Below are 18684 nucleotides of genomic sequence, written 5' to 3'. Positions count from 1 at the left end.
GGTGTACTCCTTAAAGCTGGATGCGCGACCCGCTCAGGGTCGGACGTTGCAAGCTGCCGGCGTTGGTGTTGACGCCACGGTCGAAGCGCAGGCGACCGTCCTGCAGACGGCAGCTGACATGGTCACCGAAGGCCGTTTCGACAAAGCGCCAATCCATGATCAGCGCCCCCTCGGTGGACCAGCGTGCCTGGGCGATCACCGGGGTCTGTTCCGGCTGGTATTGGTGGTGCAGGTAGTTACCGGTAAGGCTGGTGAGCGTCTCCAGCGGCTGCTGGAAACCGGCGCGCACGTGGTGAGTGCCGCGATGATCCACCAGGGTGAAATCGCAGTGATCGCCCTGGAAATCAAAGGCGATTTCGCGCACGCCGTCTTCGTTTGGCTCCATGGCGAAACGGCCTTGCAAGCCCTGGCTGGCCGGCGAAGTTTTCAAACCCTGCAAGCTCGGCAAACGCAGGCCGTCGATCAGCGCCTCCAGTTGTGCCTGGCTGGCCTGGGCATCAATGGCCGTGCGGCCCAACGCCGGGAACAGGTGCTGCCACAGCGCCGCATGCAAGCGTTTCTCCCCCAGGCGCAGGCCACTGGTGAAGACAATCACCGTGTCCTGGTCCGGCAGTACCATGCAGTGCTGGCCAAACACGCCCGAGGCGTAATAGCCGCCGTGCTCGGTCATCCACCACTGGTAGCCGTAGCCTTCGCGCTGGGCCTCATTGGCCTTGTTCTTGTCACGCGGCAGGTATTGCTTGCCGTCGAACTCGCCCATCCACACGTCTTCCACCTGGTTACGCGTGGCATCGGCCACCCAGTGTGGCGATAACAGCTGGCGCCCCTGCCACTGGCCCCGGTTGAGGTGCAGCACGCCGAATTTCAGCGAGTCTTCACTGGTGCAGCTCAGGCCATTGCCACCCGAGTTGAAACCACCCGGGGCCAGGTCCCACTCCAGGTGGTCAAGCCCCAAGTCATCGAGCACGCGCTCCTGCAACAGCGCCTGCATCGTTTGCCCGGTGACTTGGGTCACGATGGCCGACAACATGAAACTCGACGCGCTGCTGTAGATGAATGACTGACCCGGTGGCTCATCCACCGGCTCATTGAGGAATGCCTCGACCCAACTGCTCTGCAGGTTGCGCCAGTCGCCGCCGGAGATTCCGCGAGAGTGACCGGTGCGCATAGTCAGCAGGTCTTCCACGGTCATTGCCGCAAGGTTGGCGCTGATGGGCTGCGGGCAGAGTTCGGGGAAGAAGCTGACCACCTTGGCATCCAGGCTCAGGCGGCCGTCGTCGATCAACAGGCCGATGGCGGTGGCGGTCCAGCTCTTGGTTGCCGAATGCTGCACGTGCAAGCGGTGGGCCGAATAGGGCTGCCAATAGGCCTCGACCACCACGGCGCCTTGGCGATACAGCAGGAAACTGTGCAGTTCAAGGCCGATATCGGCGACGGCCTGGAGGAAGTCGACAACACCGGCGGGATCGACGCCACGGTCGGCGGGCAAGGCCCTTGGCAGCGGGATGTAGGTCATGATGGATCCTCGAAAATGTTTTTATATTTCAAATAATGCAGATAAAGATTTATTCACAACGGCCCAGATGTATTTGAGCCCTCTATAATTCAGAATTTCCGGGTATCCTTGCCCTCCCTGTCACAGGAACGATCACGCGCCATGTCCCCACTCACTTCGCTGCAGACCAAAGTCGCCGGTCAGATCCTGGCCGCCATCACCAGCGGTGACCTGCAACCCGGTTTGCACCTCAAGGAAGTGGAGCTGGCCCAGCGCCTGGGCGTATCGCGCTCGCCGATCCGCAGCGCGCTGGTGTACCTGGCCGAACAGAAGGCCATCGAGCCGCTGCCCCAGCAGGGCTATCGCGTGCCGCTGGAAGCGGCCGATGGCCTGGTGCAACAGTTCACGCAGTTGCATAACGAAGAGGACGAGCTGTACACACGGCTGATTGACGACCGGCTGAACCAGGTGCTGCCCGATCAGATTTCCGAAAGCGACCTGCTGCGCCGCTACGGCGTCGGCAAAAGCGTGTTGCGCCGCTGCCTGCTGCGCCTGTCGGACGAAGGCGTGATGCAACGCAAACACGGCCACGGCTGGCAGTTCCTGCCGACCCTGAACAGCCCGCAGACTCGTTTCGAGAGCTACCGCTTTCGCATGCTGCTGGAGCCTGCGGGGTTGATGGAGCCGACCTTCAAGATCAACCCCGAACAATTTCGCCGCTGCCGCGAACGCCAGATGGAACTGCTCGAAGGCAAGGTCGATGGGCAACGCTTCATCGAGTACAACGCCGAGTTCCATGAACTGCTGGCGGCGGCATCGGGCAATGGCTACCTCCTGCAAGCCATCCAGCAACAGAACCGCCTGCGCCGCCTGACCGAGTTCCACACCGTCAACAACCCGGAGCGGGTCAAGGTGTCGTGCTGCGAGCATCTGGCAATCCTGGATGCGCTGGAGCAAGGGGATAACGAGTGGGCGTCGACGTTGTTGCACCGGCATTTGGATGTGGCGAGCAAGTTGCGGGTGGCCAGGAACAAGGGCTAATGACCTTGCCGTCGTGCGGGGAGACCGAGCACGCTGGCCGAACGCAGGTTTGACTGCAGCAACGGATACGCACACCGAGAGACCGTTATCGCAGGCAAGCCAGCTCCCACATTTGGACCGAGCACACCACATCCCGCCCGTCGTCATTACCAGAGCGCCACGGTGTAGCCAACAATCACCCGGTTCTCATTCATGTCCCGGAAATAGTTGGCCTTGCTCAACCCGTTGCGCCAGCGCAGCGACACCCCCTTGAGCGCTCCGGACTGAAACACATAGCCCAGGTCGATATCCCGCTCCCACTCACGTCCCTCCCCCGCAAACCCCTTCACCTCGGCCTGGTCGCCCTTGGCCCACCGCGTGGAAAACGTCAGCCCGGGCACCCCGAGTGCCGCAAAGTCGAAGTCATAGCGCGCATGCCAGACCCGCTCGTTGGTCTGGGAAAAGTTGCTCAACTGGTACTCGGAAAACAGGTAGGTGTTGGTGCCATCCACGTAGGTGAACGGCGTCTCCCCGTACTGTTCCTGATAGCCGCCACCGAAGCTGTGGCCCTTGTAGCTGAACATCGCCCGCGTACTCAGCGCACGGTTGTCCACCTTGCCGGCCAGGCCGGCGCCGGACTTGTCGGCGTCGAAGTAGCGGATATCGGTCTTGAGCGTGCCGCCGCCCAGGGCAAAGCTGTTTTTCACGCCCACGAAGTGCTGCTGGTAGATGTCTTCCAACTGCGCAAAGTGGTAGCTGAGAGTCATCCCCGGGGTGAGCTTGTAATCGCCACCGGCAAAGCGGAAACGATCACTCTTGCCCGTGCTTTTGTAGGCGCCGTTCTGGCTGGTCAGCGCCATGTCTTCGTAGTCGGTGGACTCGCGCTGCCTGGTCTGGTCGATCTGCCCGCCGATCAGGGCCAGCCCGGCGATATCGGTGGAGGTCACCTGGGTACCGCGAAAGGTCTGCGGGAACAGACGGCTGGTGTTGGGCTGCAAGGTCGGCAAGTCGGGCAGCAGGTAGCCGCTGCGCAGTTCGCTCTTGGCAAAGCGCACCTTGCCGGTCACGCCGTATTTGGAATATTCGTCATGGGCGCGCTTGGCGTAGCTCGGTTTGCCCGGCGTGGCGTCGTTGTCCCGGGACAACAGGCCCGAGCCGGAACGATCCGGGCTGGAGTCGAGCTTCAGCCCGAGCATGCCGACCACGTCGATACCCAACCCCACGGTGCCCTCGGTGAACCCCGACTTGAGGTTGAGGATGAACCCCTGGGCCCATTCCTCGCGCTTGGATTGCCCGGCGTCTTCACGGTAATCGCGGTTGAAGTAGTAGTTTTTCAGCTCCAGATCCGCCTTGCTGTCCTTGATGAAGTCCGCCTGGGCGGGGGCGCACAGCAGGCCCCCGCTCACGAGGCCGGCGCCCTTCAGGATCAGGTTGAGCGTGTTGTTATGCATGGTCTTGGCTCCTGGCAGTCGTTGGGAGTGAGTAGGTCTTATTGTTTTTCTGGGCACGACGTTCCCCATCGCGCAGGCTTCACGGCCTGCGCGCCGAGTGAAATCAGGGTTTTAAATGGCCGGGCGTATTCGGTAGCCGCCGTCCGGCAACTGTTCCAGCGGGCTGGCGGCGGCCAGCAACTGCCGGGTGTACGGGTGCTGCGGGTGATCGAAGATCTGCTCGCGCGAACCCACTTCCACCACATTGCCCTGGTGCATCACCGCCACCCGATGGGCGATGCGCTCCACCGCCGCCAGGTCATGGGAAATGAACAGGCAGGCAAAGCCGTACTGGGCCTGCAAACGCTCGAACAGCTCGAGGATCTGCTTCTGGATGGTCATGTCCAAGGCTGAGATCGGCTCGTCGGCGATCACCAGTTGCGGGTGACGCACCAGGGCCCGGCCGATGGCCACGCGCTGGCGCTGCCCCCCCGAGAGCTGATGGGGGAAGCGCTCGACAAACTGCTCGCCCAGGCCGATGTCCTTGAGGGTCTGCGTCACCCGCTCGCGGCGCTCGGCAGCGTTCAGGCCGGGCTCGTGACGCAACGGTTCGGCGAGGATTTCACCGATTTTCATCCGTGGGTTCAGGGACGAATACGGGTCCTGGAAAATCATCTGGCACTGCAAGCGATGGGTACGGTTGGCCGCCTTGAGGATGTCCACGCCCTTGAAGCGGATCGCCCCGGCGCAGGGCTTGATCAACCCCACCAGCGAACGCCCCAGGGTGGTCTTGCCCGAACCGCTGCCCCCCACCAGCGCCAGGGTTTCGCCGGGGGCGATCACCAGGCTGGCCGAATGCACCACACGATTGAACTGGCGCTTGCCCCAGAACGAGGTCGGCCCGGGGTGCTCGATGCACACCTGGTCCACCTCGACCAATGGCCCATTGCTCGCCGGCAGCGCTGCCAGCTCGCCACGCCGGGGCAAGGCTTCCAGCAGTTGGCGGGTGTAGTCGGCCCTGGGCGCCAGCAGGATGTCGTCGATGCTGCCCTGCTCCACCGCCTTGCCGTGGCGCATCACCACCACCTTGTGGGCATAACGAGCGACCAGGGACAGATCATGGCTGATAAACAGGATCGCGGTGCCCTGCTCGCGGGTCAGTTCCAGCATCAACTCGATCACGTCCAACTGCGCCAGGCAGTCCAGCGCGGTAGTGGGCTCGTCGGCGATCAACAACGCCGGGCGCAGCAGCATCACCGAGGCCAGCATGATGCGCTGGCGCATGCCACCGGAGAACTGGTGCGGGTAAGACTCCAGGCAACGTTCGGCCGCCTTGATGCCGATACGCCGCAGCATGGTCAGGCAACGTTCGCGAATCTGCGGCGGATCGAGGTCGGTGTGCAGCCTGAGCGCTTCACTCATCTGCTGGCCGATCTTCAACGCCGGATTGAGCGACACCATGGGCTCCTGGAACACCATGCCGATGCTCGCGCCGCGAATGCCGCGCAGCTCTTCGCTGCTCACACTGGCCAGGTCACGCCCCTGAAAATCCAGGCGCCCACCGCACACCTGCATGGGCAACGGCAGCAGGCCGATGGCGGCGCGGGCGGCCATGGTCTTGCCGCTGCCAGACTCGCCCACCAACGCCACGATCTCACCGGGGGCGATGCTGAAACTCAAGTCATCCACCGCCAACGGGCCGTGCTCACCTACCCGGATCTTCAGGTGCTCCACGTTGAGCAAAACAGGATTGGCCGACATGTTCACTTCCTCATCCGTGGGTCGAGGCGATCACGCAGTGCATCGCCAAACAGGTTGATCGCCAGCAACGTCAGGCAGATAAACAGCCCGGGGAATACGCCCAGCCAGGGTGCAGAGGCGATGTAGGGACGGCTGCTGGCGAGCATGTTGCCCCAGGTCGCGGCCGGTGGCGGCACGCCCAGGCCGAGGAAGCTCAGGGCACTTTCCGACAGCAATGCCCAGCCGAACATGCTGGTGGCGAGCACGCACAACGGTGCCAGGCAGTTCGGTGCGATGTGCCGCAGCATGGTGTACAGCTCGGAATTGCCGATGACCCGCGACGCTTCGATGTACTCCAGCTCGCGCAGGGACAACACCGTGCCGCGCACCACGCGCACCACCGAAGGCGTGTAGGCGATGCCCAGGGCCAACACGATGCCGTACTTGCTCGCGCCGATGATCGCCATGATGCCCAGGGCCATGAGGATGCCAGGGAATGCCAGCAGCGCATCGTTGAACATCATCAACAGGCGGTCGGTCCAGCCGCGCAGGTAACCGGCGAGCATGCCGATCAAGGTGCCGGCGATAACTGCCACACTCACCGTCAGCAGGCTCACCCACAGGCTGGTGCGTGCACCGATCAACAAGCGACTGAACACATCGCGACCGAACTCATCGGTGCCCAGCCAATGGGCGGCCGATGGCGCCTGGAAGCGCGACAGCAAGTCGATCTTCAGCGGGTCGAACGGCGACCACACCAGCCCCATCAAGGCCAGGACCACCAGAGCCACCAGTAACCCGCCGCCGATCAAGGCGTTGGCCGGTGCCCAGGCGCGGCGGCGCTTGGCCGGCGCCGACACGGCAATTGTCGAACTCATAACTTCACCCTTGGATCGAACAGCGGATAGAGCAGATCCACACATAGGTTGACCAGCACATAGATAAAGGTGATCAGCAACAGGCAGCCCTGTAGCACGGGATAGTCGCGGGCGAAAATCGCGTCCACCATCAACCGGCCGATACCCGGCAAGGTGAACACGGTTTCCAGCACCGCAATGCCCCCCAGCAGGTTGCCGAGGATCAGCCCCACCAGGGTCCAGGTGGGCGCAAAGGCGTTGGGCAAGGCGTGTTTCCACAGCACGGCACGCTCCGACAGACCCTTGGCCCGGGCATGGGCAATGTATTCCAGGCGCAGCACTTCGATCGTGCTGGCCCGCGCCATGCGGGTGATCGCGCCGACTTCCACCAGGGTCAGGGTCACCACCGGCAGCACCATGTAGCTAATGGCTTGCCAGGGAGCCTGTGCAAAACTCACGTAGCCCACCACTGGCAGCCAGCCTAGCTGGATGCCGAACGCATGCAGCAACAACAGGCCGAGCCAGAAGCTGGGGATCGACAGCAGCAAGGTCGCCACGGACACCAACCCCAGGTCGAGGGCGCTGTTCTGTTTCCAGGCAGCGATCAGGCCGATCGGCACCGCAATCAGCGTGGCCAGCAGCACCGCCACCAGCACGATGGTCGCGCTGACGCTGAACCGGTCGAGGATCAGCGGCAGCACCGCCTGTTTGGTGCTGATGGAAAAGCCCAGGTCAAAGCTCAACACGGCCTTGAACCAGATCAGGAACTGGGTCACCAACGAGTGATCCAGGCCGAGGGTGTGGCGCATGTCCGCCAGGCTTTGTGGGTCGGCCATATCGCCGAGCATCAGCAGTGCCGGGTCGCCGGGAATCAGCCGGATCAACGCGAACACCATCACCGAAATCAGCAACAGCGTAGGCACCGCCATCCCGAGTTTTTGCAGGATAAAACGCAACATGTTCAGGCCCTGTTACTGTGCCGCGAGGCTGACGCCCCACAACCGTGGCGATGACACCGGCCACGAGTGGAAGCCCTTGACGCTGTCGCGCAGCGCTGCGGCGACCGTGCCGTTGTAGATGATCACCATCGGCGTGTCGTGGATCATCATCGTGTGCAGTTGGTCGAACAACGCCTGACGCTTGGCCGTGTCGCTCTCACGCACTGCTTCGCGCAGCACCACCTGGGCCTGGGGGTTGTCCCAGACTTTGCGGGGTTCCTTGGTCTTGTCGCCCATCAGCGAGTCGAAGCTGGTGGCCGGGTCCAGGCGCGAGGAATAAGAAAACGCCATCATCTGGTAGTTGCCGCTCTGGTAGCGCTCCAGCTGGGTGCCCCACTCCAGGGTTTCCATCTGGATGTTCAAGCCGCTGGCCACCGCCATGGCCTGGCTGAGCAGGCCCATGTCGAACATCTGCGAGTAACGCTTGTTGACGATCATCTTGATCGGCTGGCCGTTGTAGCCGGCCTCTTTGAGCAGGCGCTGGGCCAGTTGCGGGTCGTGGTGGTAACCCTGTTTGGCGGTGGCGCTGTAGAACGGGCTGGTCTGCGGGATCGCCGAGTTGTTCGGCTCGGAGGTGCCGTTGGACAACGCGGTGACCATCTGCCCGTAATCAAGGGACGCAGCAATGGCCCGGCGGATGCGCACATCCTTGAGCAGCGGGTCGTTGGTCTGGAACAGCAAGCCACAGATGGCCATGATCGGGCTGAACGAAATCTGTACGCCCGGCGTGGCTTTCAGCTCCTCGGCATCGCTGGCACTGACGTTGGGCAGCAGGTCGATGTTGTTGGACATCAAGGCGGCTTTGGCCGACGACGGGTCGGGGATCACCATGAAGCGCAGGTCATCCACCAGCGCCTGCTTCTTGCCGGTGAAACCATCCGGCCCGGCTTCGTCACGCGGGCTGTAGTCCTTGAAACGCGACAACACCACGTATTGGCCGGGCTTCCATTCGGTGAGGCTGAACGGGCCAGTGCCCACCGGCGCCTTCCAACTGCCATCGGCCGACAGCGAGTCGCGGTGCAGGATGCCGCTGCCACCGCAGTCGGGGCGTGCCATCGAGGCCAGGAACAAGCCACTGGGCTGGTCAAGGTGGAACACCACCGTGAGTGGGTCCGGCGTGTCGATGCCGGTGATCTTCGCCCCGCCACGACCATCGAATTCGGCCAGGCAGCGCCATTGGGTCTTGGGGTTGAGGTAACGCTCCCAGGTCCACTTCACGTCCTGGGCGGTCAGGGTGGCGCCATTCTGGAAGTGCACGCCTTCACGCAGTTTGAAGGTGTAGGTCATGCCGTCGTCCGAGCGCAGCACCTCGCGGGCCAGCAATGGGCCGACGGAGGCGTCTTCACGGTGAGCCACGAGGCCCTCGACGATGTGCAGCATCACCGTGTCGGTGTTCTCATCACGGTTGACGCCCGGTTCAGTGCTGCGGATATCGGCGTTCAAGCCCACGCGCAAAGTGCTCTGGGCCTGCGCGAGGCCGGCGCCCAGTGCGAGGGTGACACATAGCGTTCCATTGAGTAAGCGATTCACGGGAGACGTTCTCCTTCGCTGAAAAGACCGGCCAGGGGCAGGAGCCGGCTTCAAGCCTGTGTTAGGTCGTTATTGTTATGGCCTGAGCGAGGTCATGGCCGCGGATGATTTTTGTTTTTTTAAATTCGCCGGGACATATTCACAGCATGCACCCTGCTTGTAAATGTTTTTTTATGCATTTAAAAACATTAAAGTCAGAGACAGCTACAGCGAATGGGCCGAAACGCAGACAAAAAAAAGAGGCCGAAGCCTCTTTTAGATGAACCCGCCAATCCTCAATGCAGCGCCACCCGCGTAATCAGGTAATTGACCAGCTGCGGGTCATCGTCCAGTTCCAGGGCTTGCACCGGGCGCGGCAGGTTGTCCAGCACCGTGCGCCAGAACGCCTGGGACACTTCGTCCTGGTCATAGAAACGCACCAGCCAATTGCGCTCGCCGCTGCACAGCACTTGGGTGGCGATGGCGCGGCCAATGCCTTTGCGCCGGTAGCGCTTGAGAATGAACAGATCGGCCAGTTCCAGGGCGTCGACACCCGGCAACTCGCTGCCTTCGATCAGCAGGAAGCCGGCGATGTAACCCTCCACCAGCAGCAGGTGGGCGCTCCATTGCGGGTCTTCCCAGTAGCGCACCAGGTGCTCGTCATGGATATAGAAGCGCCCGTCGGACTCGACATCTTCCTGTTCCCAGTCGGAGGACTCATAGGCGTAGTACTGGTAGAGATTGCGGATCAACTCCAAGGCGTCGGGGCCGGTCTGGATCAATTCGACGGTGGTTTCAGGCATGGGGCTCTCGGTCAAAAAACGCAGGGCGCCATTGTTCACAAAAGGCCTGCGCAGGCCAATACATTGCATAACCTTTCTGTTTGCTGAACCGATTGCGGATTTACCTGGCCCCGTCCAAAATCCTGAAACATTTAGAATAAACTTCCCCAAAATTGTAGTGAGCGGGCTTGCCCCGCGCGGCGCCAGACCAGGTTCCGGGTTTCTCCCATGAGTGTGCGGTGTCTGGACCGACGCGGCGCGGGGCGAGCCCGCTCACTGCATGGTTATTCATTTTAAGGACATGTATTTTGACCAACGTCTGTACCGCCGGCCTGGATGTGGGCTTTGCCTCCCTGGATTACCTGCAGATCTTCATCCTGGGCGTGATCCAGGGCATTACCGAACTGTTGCCGGTGTCGTCCACGGCCCACATGCGGGTGGTACCCGCCCTGCTCGGCTGGCAGGACCCGGGCTCGGCGTTTTCGGCGGCCATGCAGTTGGCGGCGCTGGCGGCGGTGGTCAGTTACTTCTGGCGTGATGTGCGCCAAGTGACCACCGGCAGCATCGGCGCGGTGCGCCGGGGCGACTACAACGACCGCTGGTTCAAGCTGGCGGTGGCGATTGTGCTGGCGACCATCCCGATCGGGATTGCCGGCCTCGCACTGTCCTCGACCCTGAACGCCTGCAACTCGCCGTTGCGTGGGTTGATGGTGATCGGCATTTCCTGCGTGGTCATGGCGGTGTTGCTGGCCGTGGCCGAAGTGCGCGCACGCCACACCCGCGAAGTGAGCGAAATGCGCCTGCGCGATGCGTTGATCGTGGGTATCGCGCAGATTGGCGCGCTGATCCCGGGCGTGTCGCGTTCCGGCTCCACCCTCACCGCCGCGCTGTTCCTCAACTTCAAGCGTGAAGAAGCCGCGCGTTTCTCCTTCCTGCTGGGCTTGCCAGCCATCGCCCTCGCCGGATTGAAGGAGCTGTGGGTGTTGTTGCATGCGGACATGCCGGCCCACGCCTGGCCGCACCTGATCTTCGGGCTGGTGGTGGCGAGCGTCTCGGCGTTCTTCGCGATCTGGGGCCTGATGAAGTTCCTGGAGCGGTTCTCCACCTGGCCGTTCGTGATCTACCGCGCGTTGCTCGGGGTATTCCTGATTGTGGCAGTCAGCACCGGCCTGCTGAGCTGACTCCTACAGGGGATTGTGGTTAGCGGTCGGCCAGCTCTTCGAGCAGGTCGGCCGAGGGCACGAAGAACAACCCGCCCGTGACTGCCGTGCTGAAATCCAGCAAGCGGTCGTAATTGCCCACCGGGCGACCGACGAACATGTTCTCCAGCATCAATTCCAACGGCTGCGGCGAACGTGCATACCCAATGAAATAGGTGCCGAACTCCCCTGCCCCCGGCCGGCCGAAGGGCATGTTGTCGCGCAGGATCTTCACTTCTTCACCGTTCTCGTCCGTGATGACGGTGAGCGCGCTGTGGGAGTTGCTCGGCTTGGCTTCCTCGTCCAATTCGATATCCGACAACTTGGTGCGCCCGATCACCTTCTCCTGGGCCTCCACCGTCAGGCCATTCCAGGCCGTCATGTTGTGCAGGTACTTCTGCACCAGCACATAGCTGCCGCCGCGGAACTCGCGGTCTTCATCGCCCACGATGGTGAAACCCTCGGCCTTGCGCCCCACCGGGTTTTCGGTGCCGTCGACAAAGCCGATGATGCTGCGCATATCGAAATAGCGGAAACCCTGCACCTCATCCACCACCTTCACCGCGTCGCCCAAGGCCGCCATGAGATGGGTGGCCAGTTCGAAGCACAGGTCCATCTGTTCGGCGCGGATGTGCAGCAGGATATCCCCCGGTGTCGACACCGCCAGGCGCCCTGGCACACCGAATTCGCGGAACGGGTGCAGTGCGGCCGGGCGTGGCGCGCCGAACAGTCGATCCCAGGCATCCGAGCCAAACCCGCACACACACGTGAGGTTGCCCGCTGGCACGCGCTTGCCCACCGAACGCACCAGCCCGGCGATGTCGGCGCACCAGCCACGCACCGTGTCTTCACTGCCGGGGGCAAGGGTGGCGACCATGAAGATGGCGCTGCTGGTGATGGGGTGGCAGACGGATTGCGGTTCCAGGGGCGGCTGAGCAGAGGATGTCGACATGGTGAGAGTCCGGGCTGGGGGCTAAAGACCCGGGCAGATTAGCAGATCCGATGGCGATTTTACGGGCGCCATCGCCGGTAAGCCGGCTCCTACGAGGTCTCGGTGCAGCGGTGCCATAGGGTGCGAACCAGCGCCTGCAGTTTCAAGGCTTCGGCCCAGCGATCACTGATCTCGTGGCCATCGGCGCCGGTGATCGCATAGGGCGGCGGGCCGAGTTCGCAGGTGAAGGACAAGCTCTGCGGCGTGTCGGGGCGCGCCAGCCAGTCGCTGATCCCGTAGCGCCACCACTCGGTAAACCGCTGTACCCAGGCCTGGTGCTGGGGGAACTCCAGCGAAACCTGCACCTGCTCGCTGCTGGCCACGCGGCCATGAAAGCCCCAGCTATGGCGCAGGATTGTGCGGATCTGTTCGTCGTCTTCAAGCGCGCCAGGTTCGGGCAACTCACGCCCGACCACGTAGTGGGACAGGTCGGCCAGCAGTTTCAGGTCGGGCATTTGCGCCAGCAGGTCGAGGGTGAACAGCAGGTCGTTGGTCAGGCGATAGCGATGGGTTTCCAGCAGTACCGGAAAGTCCACCTGCTCGGCCAATCGCTGCCAGCCTTCCACCAAGCGCGCGGCTTCGCTTTGGGTGCGCGGGCGCACGTCGGCTTGCAGCGTGAGGTGATGGCAACCATGGCGGCTGATCACGTCCAACGCTGCGGCCAGGTCGTCGACGCTTTGTGGGAACAGCTGGCCTTCGATCTGCAAGCCCCTGGCCGTGGCCGCCGCGTGCAGCCGGGCAACGTCGGCGGGCTTCCAGTAGTGGTCGGTGACGCCGTCGAAACTGGCAGCCTTGATGCGGTCGAGTTGCGCCTCCAGCGGGCCGGGTTCGGTTTGCATGGCCCATAGGGATTGGAATACCAGGAATTGGCGCATATCAGCCTCGCAGCAGGTGTTTGAGGGACTGCCCGGGATCGGCCAGCGTGGCGGCGTCGAGGGCAGTCCGTGCGGTGATCAGGCGTTCGCACAGCTTGATGTCCTTGGCCACGCCGTTGCCCGGGGCCCAGCCGCAGGCACCTTGCAAACGCTGATCGGCATCCAGGTAAAACAGCAGCATGCCGCCTCCCGCCAGTGGGCGGCTGATCATCAACGGCGTCAGCACCCCCACGGTCTGCAAGCCCCAGTCGTACTGATCGGACCAGAAACCCGGGATCGTTTCGAACGGCACTTCACGCCCCAACAGATTCAACGCCGCATGCCGCCCCTGAGCCTCGGCGTTGCGCCAGGTCTCCTGGCGCTGATAGAAGCCCTCCAGGCGAAACTCACACACATCACCCGCCGCATAAATGTTGGGCGCACTGGTACGCAGATAGTCATCGACACGGATACCCTGCCCCACCTCCAGCCCTGCGGCGGCGGCCAGTTCCATATTCGGCTGCATGCCAATACCGACCACGACGCGCTCGCAGGGCAAGCGTTGCCCGTCGACCAGCAACACGCCGTCGGCCTGGATGGATTCCAGCGCCACATTCAATCGCACCTCCACGCCGTGTTCTCGATGCAGGTCCAACAGCGCCTGCGAGATAACAGGGGGCAGCACGCGGCCCGCCAGCCGTGGCCCGGCCTCCAGCACCGTCACTTCACAGCCAAGCCCACGTGCGGTCGCCGCCACTTCCAGGCCGATAAAGCCGCCACCGACCACCACCAGCCGCGTGCCGGGGTTCAGCGCGCTGCGTAAGGCCAGGGCTTCATCATGGGTGCGCAGGTAAAACACATTGGCCTGTTCCTGGGGCAGACGCCGTGCCCTGCCCCCGGTCGCCAGCAACAGCCCGGCGTAAGGCAACCACTGGCCGTCAGCCAATTGCAGGCGATGTTGCGAAGGCTCCAACCGGCTCACCGGGTTACCGGCAAGATGCTCGATGCCCAATTCGGCGAGTCGCTCGCTATTGAGCAGGCTGCACCCGGCCAGGTCCGTGGTGCCCTGCAACAAGCCCTTGGAGAGTGGCGGTCGTTCGTAGGGCACGTGCGCTTCATCGCCGATCAGGATCAGGCGCCCGGTGTAGCCCTCTTCGCGCAGGGTCAGCGCCGCACGGCCACCGGCATGGCCGGCACCGACAATAATCAGGGGTGCATTCATTATCAGGCCATGACAGCGAGCAGCACTCGCCCCGCTTCGACCCGCACCGGGTAGGTCTTGAGGTTGACGCACACCGGCGCGCCCAGGGCCTTGCCCGTGCGGTAATCGAAGCGCCCGTTGTGCTTGGGGCACTCGATGATGTGGTCCATCACCAGGCCGTCGGCGAGGTGGATTTTCTCGTGGGTGCACAGGCCCGCCGTGGCGAAAAATTCATTGTCGGCCGAGCGGTACACCGCGTAGGTGTGCGGCCCGTGGTCGAAGCGCAGCACGTCTTCTTCGTCTATTTCGCCCACGGCGCAGACGTCGATCCATTGGTCGTTCATGATGGTTCCTGTAGTGAGCGAGCTTGCTCGCGCGGCGGCCGTAAAAATGCCGCAGAATTGTCTGGAAAACGCGGTGGCGTTATTGGGGCTGCTGCGCGGCCCAGCGCGACGGTTCGACGCCTCGACAAGCTCGCTCACTACAAGGGCTCGGGCGTTGGATGAAGTAATTCGGGTCGCGGCGCTGGCGCCAGATGGTCGGGAGGATTTCCTTGTAGGCCTCCAGCAGGTTGGCGTAGGGCGGCGGGCAGTCGTTGCGGATCTCGTCGTGCAACTGGGCCAGGGCGTGGTACGGAACCATCGGGTACATGTGGTGTTCGAGGTGGTAGTTCATGTCCATGTAGATAAAACGCAGCACGCGGTTCATGTAGATCGTGCGGCAGTTGCTGCGGTGGTCGAGCACGTCTTCGGCCAGGCCGACGTGTTGAGTGAGGCCAAACAGGTAGCCGAGCCAGGCACCGTAAAGGCTCGGCAGGCCCACCAGCATCAGCGGCAGCCAACTGTGCAGATACAGCGCGGCGCCGATGATCACGGCATAGATACCCACCCAGATCCGCGCCGCACGGAACACCTTGGGCCATTCGGATTCAGGGATGAAATCGGCCTCCTGGGCACTCATCTTGCCGACGGCATGGCGCGCCACGCCGCTGAAGGTTTTCCAGGCCAGGGGCAGGTTGAACAGGCTCAGGAACATCATCAGGAAGCTGGGCGGACGCGGTTCGACGATCTCCGGATCGCGACCCACCACGATGGTGTCGGTGTGGTGCCGCGCATGGCTCCAGCGCCACACATGGGGTTCGAAAATGCACATGAAGCTGGCGACCTGATACAGCCCGTCGTTCATCCAGCGCGTCTTGAACGCCGTGCCGTGGCCGGTCTCGTGCCAGCGCGGGTTGGAGGCGGTGCCGTACAGCACGCCATAGGCCATGAAGAACGGCACGCAGGCCCAGGTGCCCCAGAACCAGTAGCCGCCAAAACCGGTGGCGAACAGTGTGGCCATCCACAGGGCGGTGTCGCGCAAGGCCGGGCCGTCGCGGCGCTGCATCAGTTCCTTCATGCGTTTACGGGCAATCGGCGATTGGTACCAGCTCGCTGACACCAGGCCTTTTTCGGCCGCGCGGGCCGCTTCGGGGCCGGTGAGGCTGTAGTCGCGTCGGGTGGGTTGAGGCATTGTTATTGTTCTCCGCAAGCGTGGGTTTCAGGGGCTTTGCGAAACCCACGATAGAGAACGGGTAATTCACCCTCAAGGCCTTGAATCCATTCCCTATCAAGCTATCATCCAGGCGCGGTGGGGCTTGATAGTTTTCTATCACGTGGTGCTTGCACGCGCATTGGTATGCCTGGCGCCTCAAACTTGTCTGATACAACGCGGCGCGGGGCAAGCCCGCTCACTACAATCTTTGGGGGGTCAGATGAATAACAATAAACGCCCGACCATCGCCACCGTTGCTGCTCATGCGGGGCTCAGCGTGGCGACTGTGGACCGGGTGTTGAATGCACGGGCGCCGGTCAACCCGCAGACTGCCGAACAGGTGTTCCAGGCGGCCGAAGCCGTGGGTTATTTTGCCGCGCGGCTGATCGGCCAGCGCATTCGTGAACGTCGCCCCACCTACCGTTTCGGCATCTTGCTGCTGGCCACCGCCCAGGCGTTCTACGCCAGCCTGGCGCAGGCAATTGGCGAGGCGGCGCAGCGTCATGCCGGTGCCAACCTCAGCTGCCAGTTCGAGTACATCGTGGATCGCACGCCAAGCGTGATCGCCGCCCAGATCGAACACCTGGCCGTGCAATGCGACGCCCTCGCCGTGGTCAGCTTTGCCCACCCACTGATCAACGCCACATTGGCGCAAATCCGCGAAGCCGGCGTGCCGGTGGTGGCGCTGCTCTCGGATATCCACGAGCACGCCGCCGAACCCTACGTGGGCCAGGACAACCATGTGGTCGGGCGCACCATGGGCTGGTTGCTGGCCCGCACCTGTGGGGCGCGCAAAGGCAGCGTGGGGATTCTGTTAGGCGGCCATCGCTTCCTCGGCCACCAGGCGCGGGTCGAAGGCTTGCACAGTTACCTGGCCGAACACGCGCCGGGGCTCAAGCCACTGGAACCGCTGATCAACCTGGACAACAGCGACATCACCGAAGAGGCCACCCTCGACCTCATCACCCGCCACACAGACCTGCGTGGCCTGTGCGTCGTGGGTGGCGGTGGAGACGGCATCATCAGCGCCCTGGCGCAGTTGCCCAAGCGGCCGGCGCTGTGCTGCATCCTGCAGGAGTCCACCGACCTGTCACGCCAGGCGTTGCGCCAAGGCCTGATCGATGTGGTGATGGATTCACAACCGCGCCAGACGGCCACGGCGCTGATCGAATTGCTGGTGGATTTGCAGACCGCCGAGACCTTCGACCCGGTGCGGCACCGGATGTACATTGCACCGCAGATCGTGACCTCGGAGAACCTTTAAAGCGCGCGGCACTCGATTTTCAACCCGCCCTCTTCCAGCACATGGCTATCAATCGTCACCGGCAGGAAGCGCTGGATCACCTGCATATTGCTGTGCAAGTGGTCGCTCATGTGCGGCGTGGTAAAACTGCCGCCACCGGCCATTGCCATTGGCAGCAGCAGTTGATCGGCCAAATGTTCACCCACTGCCGTCTGCGTGCAACGCCATTCCTGCGCCTGCTCGATGGCCTGGTCAGCCACCTTTTCGGCACGCAGCCTGTGCATGCCGAAGGCGCTGAACACCTCGGTGACGTGTTCGTGCACATACTCCAGCATCAGCAGGTTACCGGGGCCTTGTTCCGGGTCGATGGCTACTGAAAGCAGTTGCGCGTCGTCGAACCCCAGGCGCTGGCCCACACGCTTGAGTTCACGCTCGCTGACCTCGGCGGGCAGTCCGGCGTTCAGGGCAATGGCGCGTGATTCCAGCAACTTGCCGCGCTGCATCAGGTGCAGTGGCGCGAGTTCAGAGGGCTGGATAAAGGCCTCCAGTTCGCCACCGCCTGCCGGGGCAAATCCATACCGATTCAGGCTCAGTTCAATGCGCGCCCCCATGCGGCGCAACAACGGCAGCCAGGCCCGTTGCAGGAAATCCACCGGCGGCGCCAATGGGTTGTGGGTGCCGCCGCAAATCGTCACGCGGCTGGCGGTCGGTGCGCGCAACAACGCTGGGAGCAAGGTTTGCAGCACCAGGGTGCAACTGCCGGCAGTGCCGATGCTGAAGCGGTATTCGCCGCCCTGAATCGCGCCCGGTTCAAAGCGCAGCGTCAGGGAGCCCAACTCGGCCCCTTCCACTTTGGCACCGCACACCTGGGCCGCCGCCAGCACGGCGGTCAGGTGTTGACGCATCAACCCCGGCCGACTGCGCTTGGCGCGGATGTTTCGAATGTGCAGGCCCTGCCCGGTGACCATCGCCAGGCTCAAGCCGCTGCGCAATACCTGCCCACCGCCCAAGGCGCCATCGAGCTCAATCATTTCGTATGTCCTTATGCAAAGTGTTTGACCGTGCTGCGCAGATAGTCATCCAGTTGTTGTGAGTCTGCGTGGGTGCGTGGCAATGACGGCACCTGGCGTTCCAGTTCACGCTGGATATAGGCATGCAATGCAGGGCGCCGTGGCCCGTAGGCCGCCTCGTCGGCATTGCGTTTCAACACCAGCAGGGCCGCTACTTCATCCAACAGTTGCGCGTCATCCACCGTGCCCAGGAGGTCGGCAAAGGTCATCGGCGGGCGGCCCAGGCCCAGGTCGATCCAACGCACCGCGAGTAACGGGCGCAGCACGTAGAAGTACTTCTTGAAACGCACCGAATCGCCTTGCAGGTAACCGCGAAAATTCTTCTTGGCCATCGACAAGTAATGACTGCGCGCAGCCGGCGGGCTGTAGAACGCCTCGGCCAACCCACGCAGTTGCGCAGTGGCGGTAGCGTCCTGGCGATACACCAGCGGCGAATCCAGCCATTCCAGCAATGTGGGATTGGATTTGCGCAGCAGCCCCAAGGTTTTGCGCAGTTCCCAACCGCTGATATCCAGCTCGTCATCCAGCGGGCGCTCGATCACGTCCCGTGGCGTGTCCACCTGCACGAACCAGTCGGGCTTCTCCACATAGACAAAGCGCACATCGTAGTCACTGTCGGTGGAGGCAAAGCCCCAGGCTCGGCTGCCGGACTCACAGGCGTACAACACCGTGACATTGCGCTCGCGCTCGATCCTTTCCAGCTCTTGCAACACCCGCGCACGCATGGTGTCGCAGAGTGGGTGACGCTCTTCCCTTTCCATC

The 18684-nt window shown here is 63.0% G+C and carries 17 protein-coding genes; 3 read left to right on the top strand and 14 right to left on the bottom strand.

Annotated elements, in window-relative coordinates; translation table 11 throughout:
* Positions 1–10: 10 nt before the first annotated feature.
* Complete coding sequence (locus tag M2394_RS22140; protein WP_259174587.1) at positions 11–1516, bottom strand: serine hydrolase; 1506 nt, start codon at positions 1514–1516, stop codon at positions 11–13.
* Positions 1517–1657: 141 nt separating this feature from the next.
* Between M2394_RS22140 and M2394_RS22135 the strand changes: the two genes are divergently transcribed.
* Entirely contained in the window at positions 1658–2536 is an 879-nt protein-coding gene (locus tag M2394_RS22135) for an FCD domain-containing protein (RefSeq protein WP_178919695.1), read from the top strand.
* Positions 2537–2682: 146 nt separating this feature from the next.
* On the opposite strand, the gene M2394_RS22130 is transcribed toward M2394_RS22135, so the two are convergent.
* The 6 genes from M2394_RS22130 to M2394_RS22105 all read right to left on the bottom strand — a co-directional run bounded on the left by M2394_RS22130 (position 2683) and on the right by M2394_RS22105 (position 9852).
* A complete protein-coding gene (locus tag M2394_RS22130) occupies positions 2683–3966 on the bottom strand; it encodes an OprD family porin (protein WP_259174586.1) in 1284 nt (427 codons plus the stop codon).
* 111 nt (positions 3967–4077) lie between these two features.
* Positions 4078–5706, bottom strand: coding sequence for an ABC transporter ATP-binding protein (locus M2394_RS22125; RefSeq protein WP_259174585.1), 1629 nt, complete (start codon positions 5704–5706; stop codon positions 4078–4080).
* A gap of 2 nt (positions 5707–5708) precedes the next feature.
* Positions 5709–6563 (bottom strand): ABC transporter permease, encoded by an 855-nt coding sequence (locus M2394_RS22120; RefSeq protein ID WP_178919692.1) that lies wholly within the window; start codon positions 6561–6563, stop codon positions 5709–5711.
* Positions 6560–7501: an ABC transporter permease gene (locus tag M2394_RS22115; RefSeq protein WP_259174584.1), complete on the bottom strand. Its 942-nt coding sequence runs from the start codon at positions 7499–7501 to the stop codon at positions 6560–6562. Before M2394_RS22115 ends, M2394_RS22120 begins: the two co-directional genes overlap by 4 nt.
* Before the next feature lie 12 nt (positions 7502–7513).
* A complete protein-coding gene (locus M2394_RS22110; protein ID WP_178919690.1) occupies positions 7514–9070 on the bottom strand; it encodes an ABC transporter substrate-binding protein in 1557 nt (518 codons plus the stop codon).
* Between the two features lie 275 nt (positions 9071–9345).
* Positions 9346–9852, bottom strand: coding sequence for a GNAT family N-acetyltransferase (locus tag M2394_RS22105; protein WP_178919689.1), 507 nt, complete (start codon positions 9850–9852; stop codon positions 9346–9348).
* Positions 9853–10139: 287 nt separating this feature from the next.
* On the opposite strand from M2394_RS22105, the gene M2394_RS22100 reads away from it, so the two are divergent.
* Positions 10140–11012 (top strand): undecaprenyl-diphosphate phosphatase, encoded by an 873-nt coding sequence (locus M2394_RS22100; protein ID WP_178919688.1) that lies wholly within the window; start codon positions 10140–10142, stop codon positions 11010–11012.
* 19 nt (positions 11013–11031) lie between these two features.
* On the opposite strand, the gene M2394_RS22095 is transcribed toward M2394_RS22100, so the two are convergent.
* The 5 genes from M2394_RS22095 to M2394_RS22075 all read right to left on the bottom strand — a co-directional run bounded on the left by M2394_RS22095 (position 11032) and on the right by M2394_RS22075 (position 15588).
* Entirely contained in the window at positions 11032–11982 is a 951-nt protein-coding gene (locus M2394_RS22095) for a Dyp-type peroxidase (RefSeq protein ID WP_259174583.1), read from the bottom strand.
* 89 nt (positions 11983–12071) lie between these two features.
* Positions 12072–12896 (bottom strand): sugar phosphate isomerase/epimerase, encoded by an 825-nt coding sequence (locus tag M2394_RS22090; RefSeq protein WP_259174582.1) that lies wholly within the window; start codon positions 12894–12896, stop codon positions 12072–12074.
* Position 12897: 1 nt separating this feature from the next.
* Positions 12898–14097 carry an NAD(P)/FAD-dependent oxidoreductase gene (locus tag M2394_RS22085; RefSeq protein WP_259174581.1) on the bottom strand — a complete coding sequence of 400 codons (1200 nt, stop codon included), beginning with the start codon at positions 14095–14097 and terminating at the stop codon, positions 12898–12900.
* 2 nt (positions 14098–14099) lie between these two features.
* Positions 14100–14420, bottom strand: coding sequence for a MocE family 2Fe-2S type ferredoxin (locus tag M2394_RS22080; RefSeq protein WP_178919684.1), 321 nt, complete (start codon positions 14418–14420; stop codon positions 14100–14102).
* Between the two features lie 79 nt (positions 14421–14499).
* Positions 14500–15588, bottom strand: coding sequence for a fatty acid desaturase family protein (locus tag M2394_RS22075; RefSeq protein WP_259174580.1), 1089 nt, complete (start codon positions 15586–15588; stop codon positions 14500–14502).
* A gap of 241 nt (positions 15589–15829) precedes the next feature.
* On the opposite strand from M2394_RS22075, the gene M2394_RS22070 reads away from it, so the two are divergent.
* The gene (locus tag M2394_RS22070; protein ID WP_259174579.1) at positions 15830–16873 is read left to right on the top strand and encodes a LacI family DNA-binding transcriptional regulator; all 1044 of its coding nucleotides are present in this window, start codon (positions 15830–15832) and stop codon (positions 16871–16873) included.
* Here M2394_RS22070 and rtcA read toward each other — a convergent pair.
* Positions 16870–17883: an RNA 3'-terminal phosphate cyclase gene (gene rtcA, locus M2394_RS22065; protein ID WP_259174578.1), complete on the bottom strand. Its 1014-nt coding sequence runs from the start codon at positions 17881–17883 to the stop codon at positions 16870–16872. The two genes, M2394_RS22070 and rtcA, sit on opposite strands and share 4 nt — an antisense overlap.
* 11 nt (positions 17884–17894) lie before the next feature.
* Positions 17895–18683 carry a nucleotidyltransferase domain-containing protein gene (locus tag M2394_RS22060; protein ID WP_178919680.1) on the bottom strand — a complete coding sequence of 263 codons (789 nt, stop codon included), beginning with the start codon at positions 18681–18683 and terminating at the stop codon, positions 17895–17897.
* Between the last annotated feature and the right edge of the window lies 1 nt (position 18684).

It is taken from the genome of Pseudomonas sp. BIGb0164 (assembly GCF_024810135.1).
GTDB lineage: Bacteria > Pseudomonadota > Gammaproteobacteria > Pseudomonadales > Pseudomonadaceae > Aquipseudomonas.
Note: the sequence above shows the minus strand (reverse complement) of the source record. Positions and strands in the feature narration are given on the sequence as shown.

Coding starts and splice junctions, on each gene's coding strand:
- M2394_RS22095 (WP_259174583.1), bottom strand. CDS start 11,982: ATGTCGACATCCTCTGCTCAGCCGCCCCTGGAACCGCAATCCGTCTGC.
- M2394_RS22070 (WP_259174579.1), top strand. CDS start 15,830: ATGAATAACAATAAACGCCCGACCATCGCCACCGTTGCTGCTCATGCG.
- M2394_RS22130 (WP_259174586.1), bottom strand. CDS start 3,966: ATGCATAACAACACGCTCAACCTGATCCTGAAGGGCGCCGGCCTCGTG.
- M2394_RS22075 (WP_259174580.1), bottom strand. CDS start 15,588: ATGCCTCAACCCACCCGACGCGACTACAGCCTCACCGGCCCCGAAGCG.
- M2394_RS22080 (WP_178919684.1), bottom strand. CDS start 14,420: ATGAACGACCAATGGATCGACGTCTGCGCCGTGGGCGAAATAGACGAA.
- M2394_RS22125 (WP_259174585.1), bottom strand. CDS start 5,706: ATGTCGGCCAATCCTGTTTTGCTCAACGTGGAGCACCTGAAGATCCGG.
- rtcA (WP_259174578.1), bottom strand. CDS start 17,883: ATGATTGAGCTCGATGGCGCCTTGGGCGGTGGGCAGGTATTGCGCAGC.
- M2394_RS22135 (WP_178919695.1), top strand. CDS start 1,658: ATGTCCCCACTCACTTCGCTGCAGACCAAAGTCGCCGGTCAGATCCTG.
- M2394_RS22140 (WP_259174587.1), bottom strand. CDS start 1,516: ATGACCTACATCCCGCTGCCAAGGGCCTTGCCCGCCGACCGTGGCGTC.
- M2394_RS22085 (WP_259174581.1), bottom strand. CDS start 14,097: ATGAATGCACCCCTGATTATTGTCGGTGCCGGCCATGCCGGTGGCCGT.
- M2394_RS22090 (WP_259174582.1), bottom strand. CDS start 12,896: ATGCGCCAATTCCTGGTATTCCAATCCCTATGGGCCATGCAAACCGAA.
- M2394_RS22120 (WP_178919692.1), bottom strand. CDS start 6,563: ATGAGTTCGACAATTGCCGTGTCGGCGCCGGCCAAGCGCCGCCGCGCC.
- M2394_RS22115 (WP_259174584.1), bottom strand. CDS start 7,501: ATGTTGCGTTTTATCCTGCAAAAACTCGGGATGGCGGTGCCTACGCTG.
- M2394_RS22060 (WP_178919680.1), bottom strand. CDS start 18,683: ATGGAAAGGGAAGAGCGTCACCCACTCTGCGACACCATGCGTGCGCGG.
- M2394_RS22105 (WP_178919689.1), bottom strand. CDS start 9,852: ATGCCTGAAACCACCGTCGAATTGATCCAGACCGGCCCCGACGCCTTG.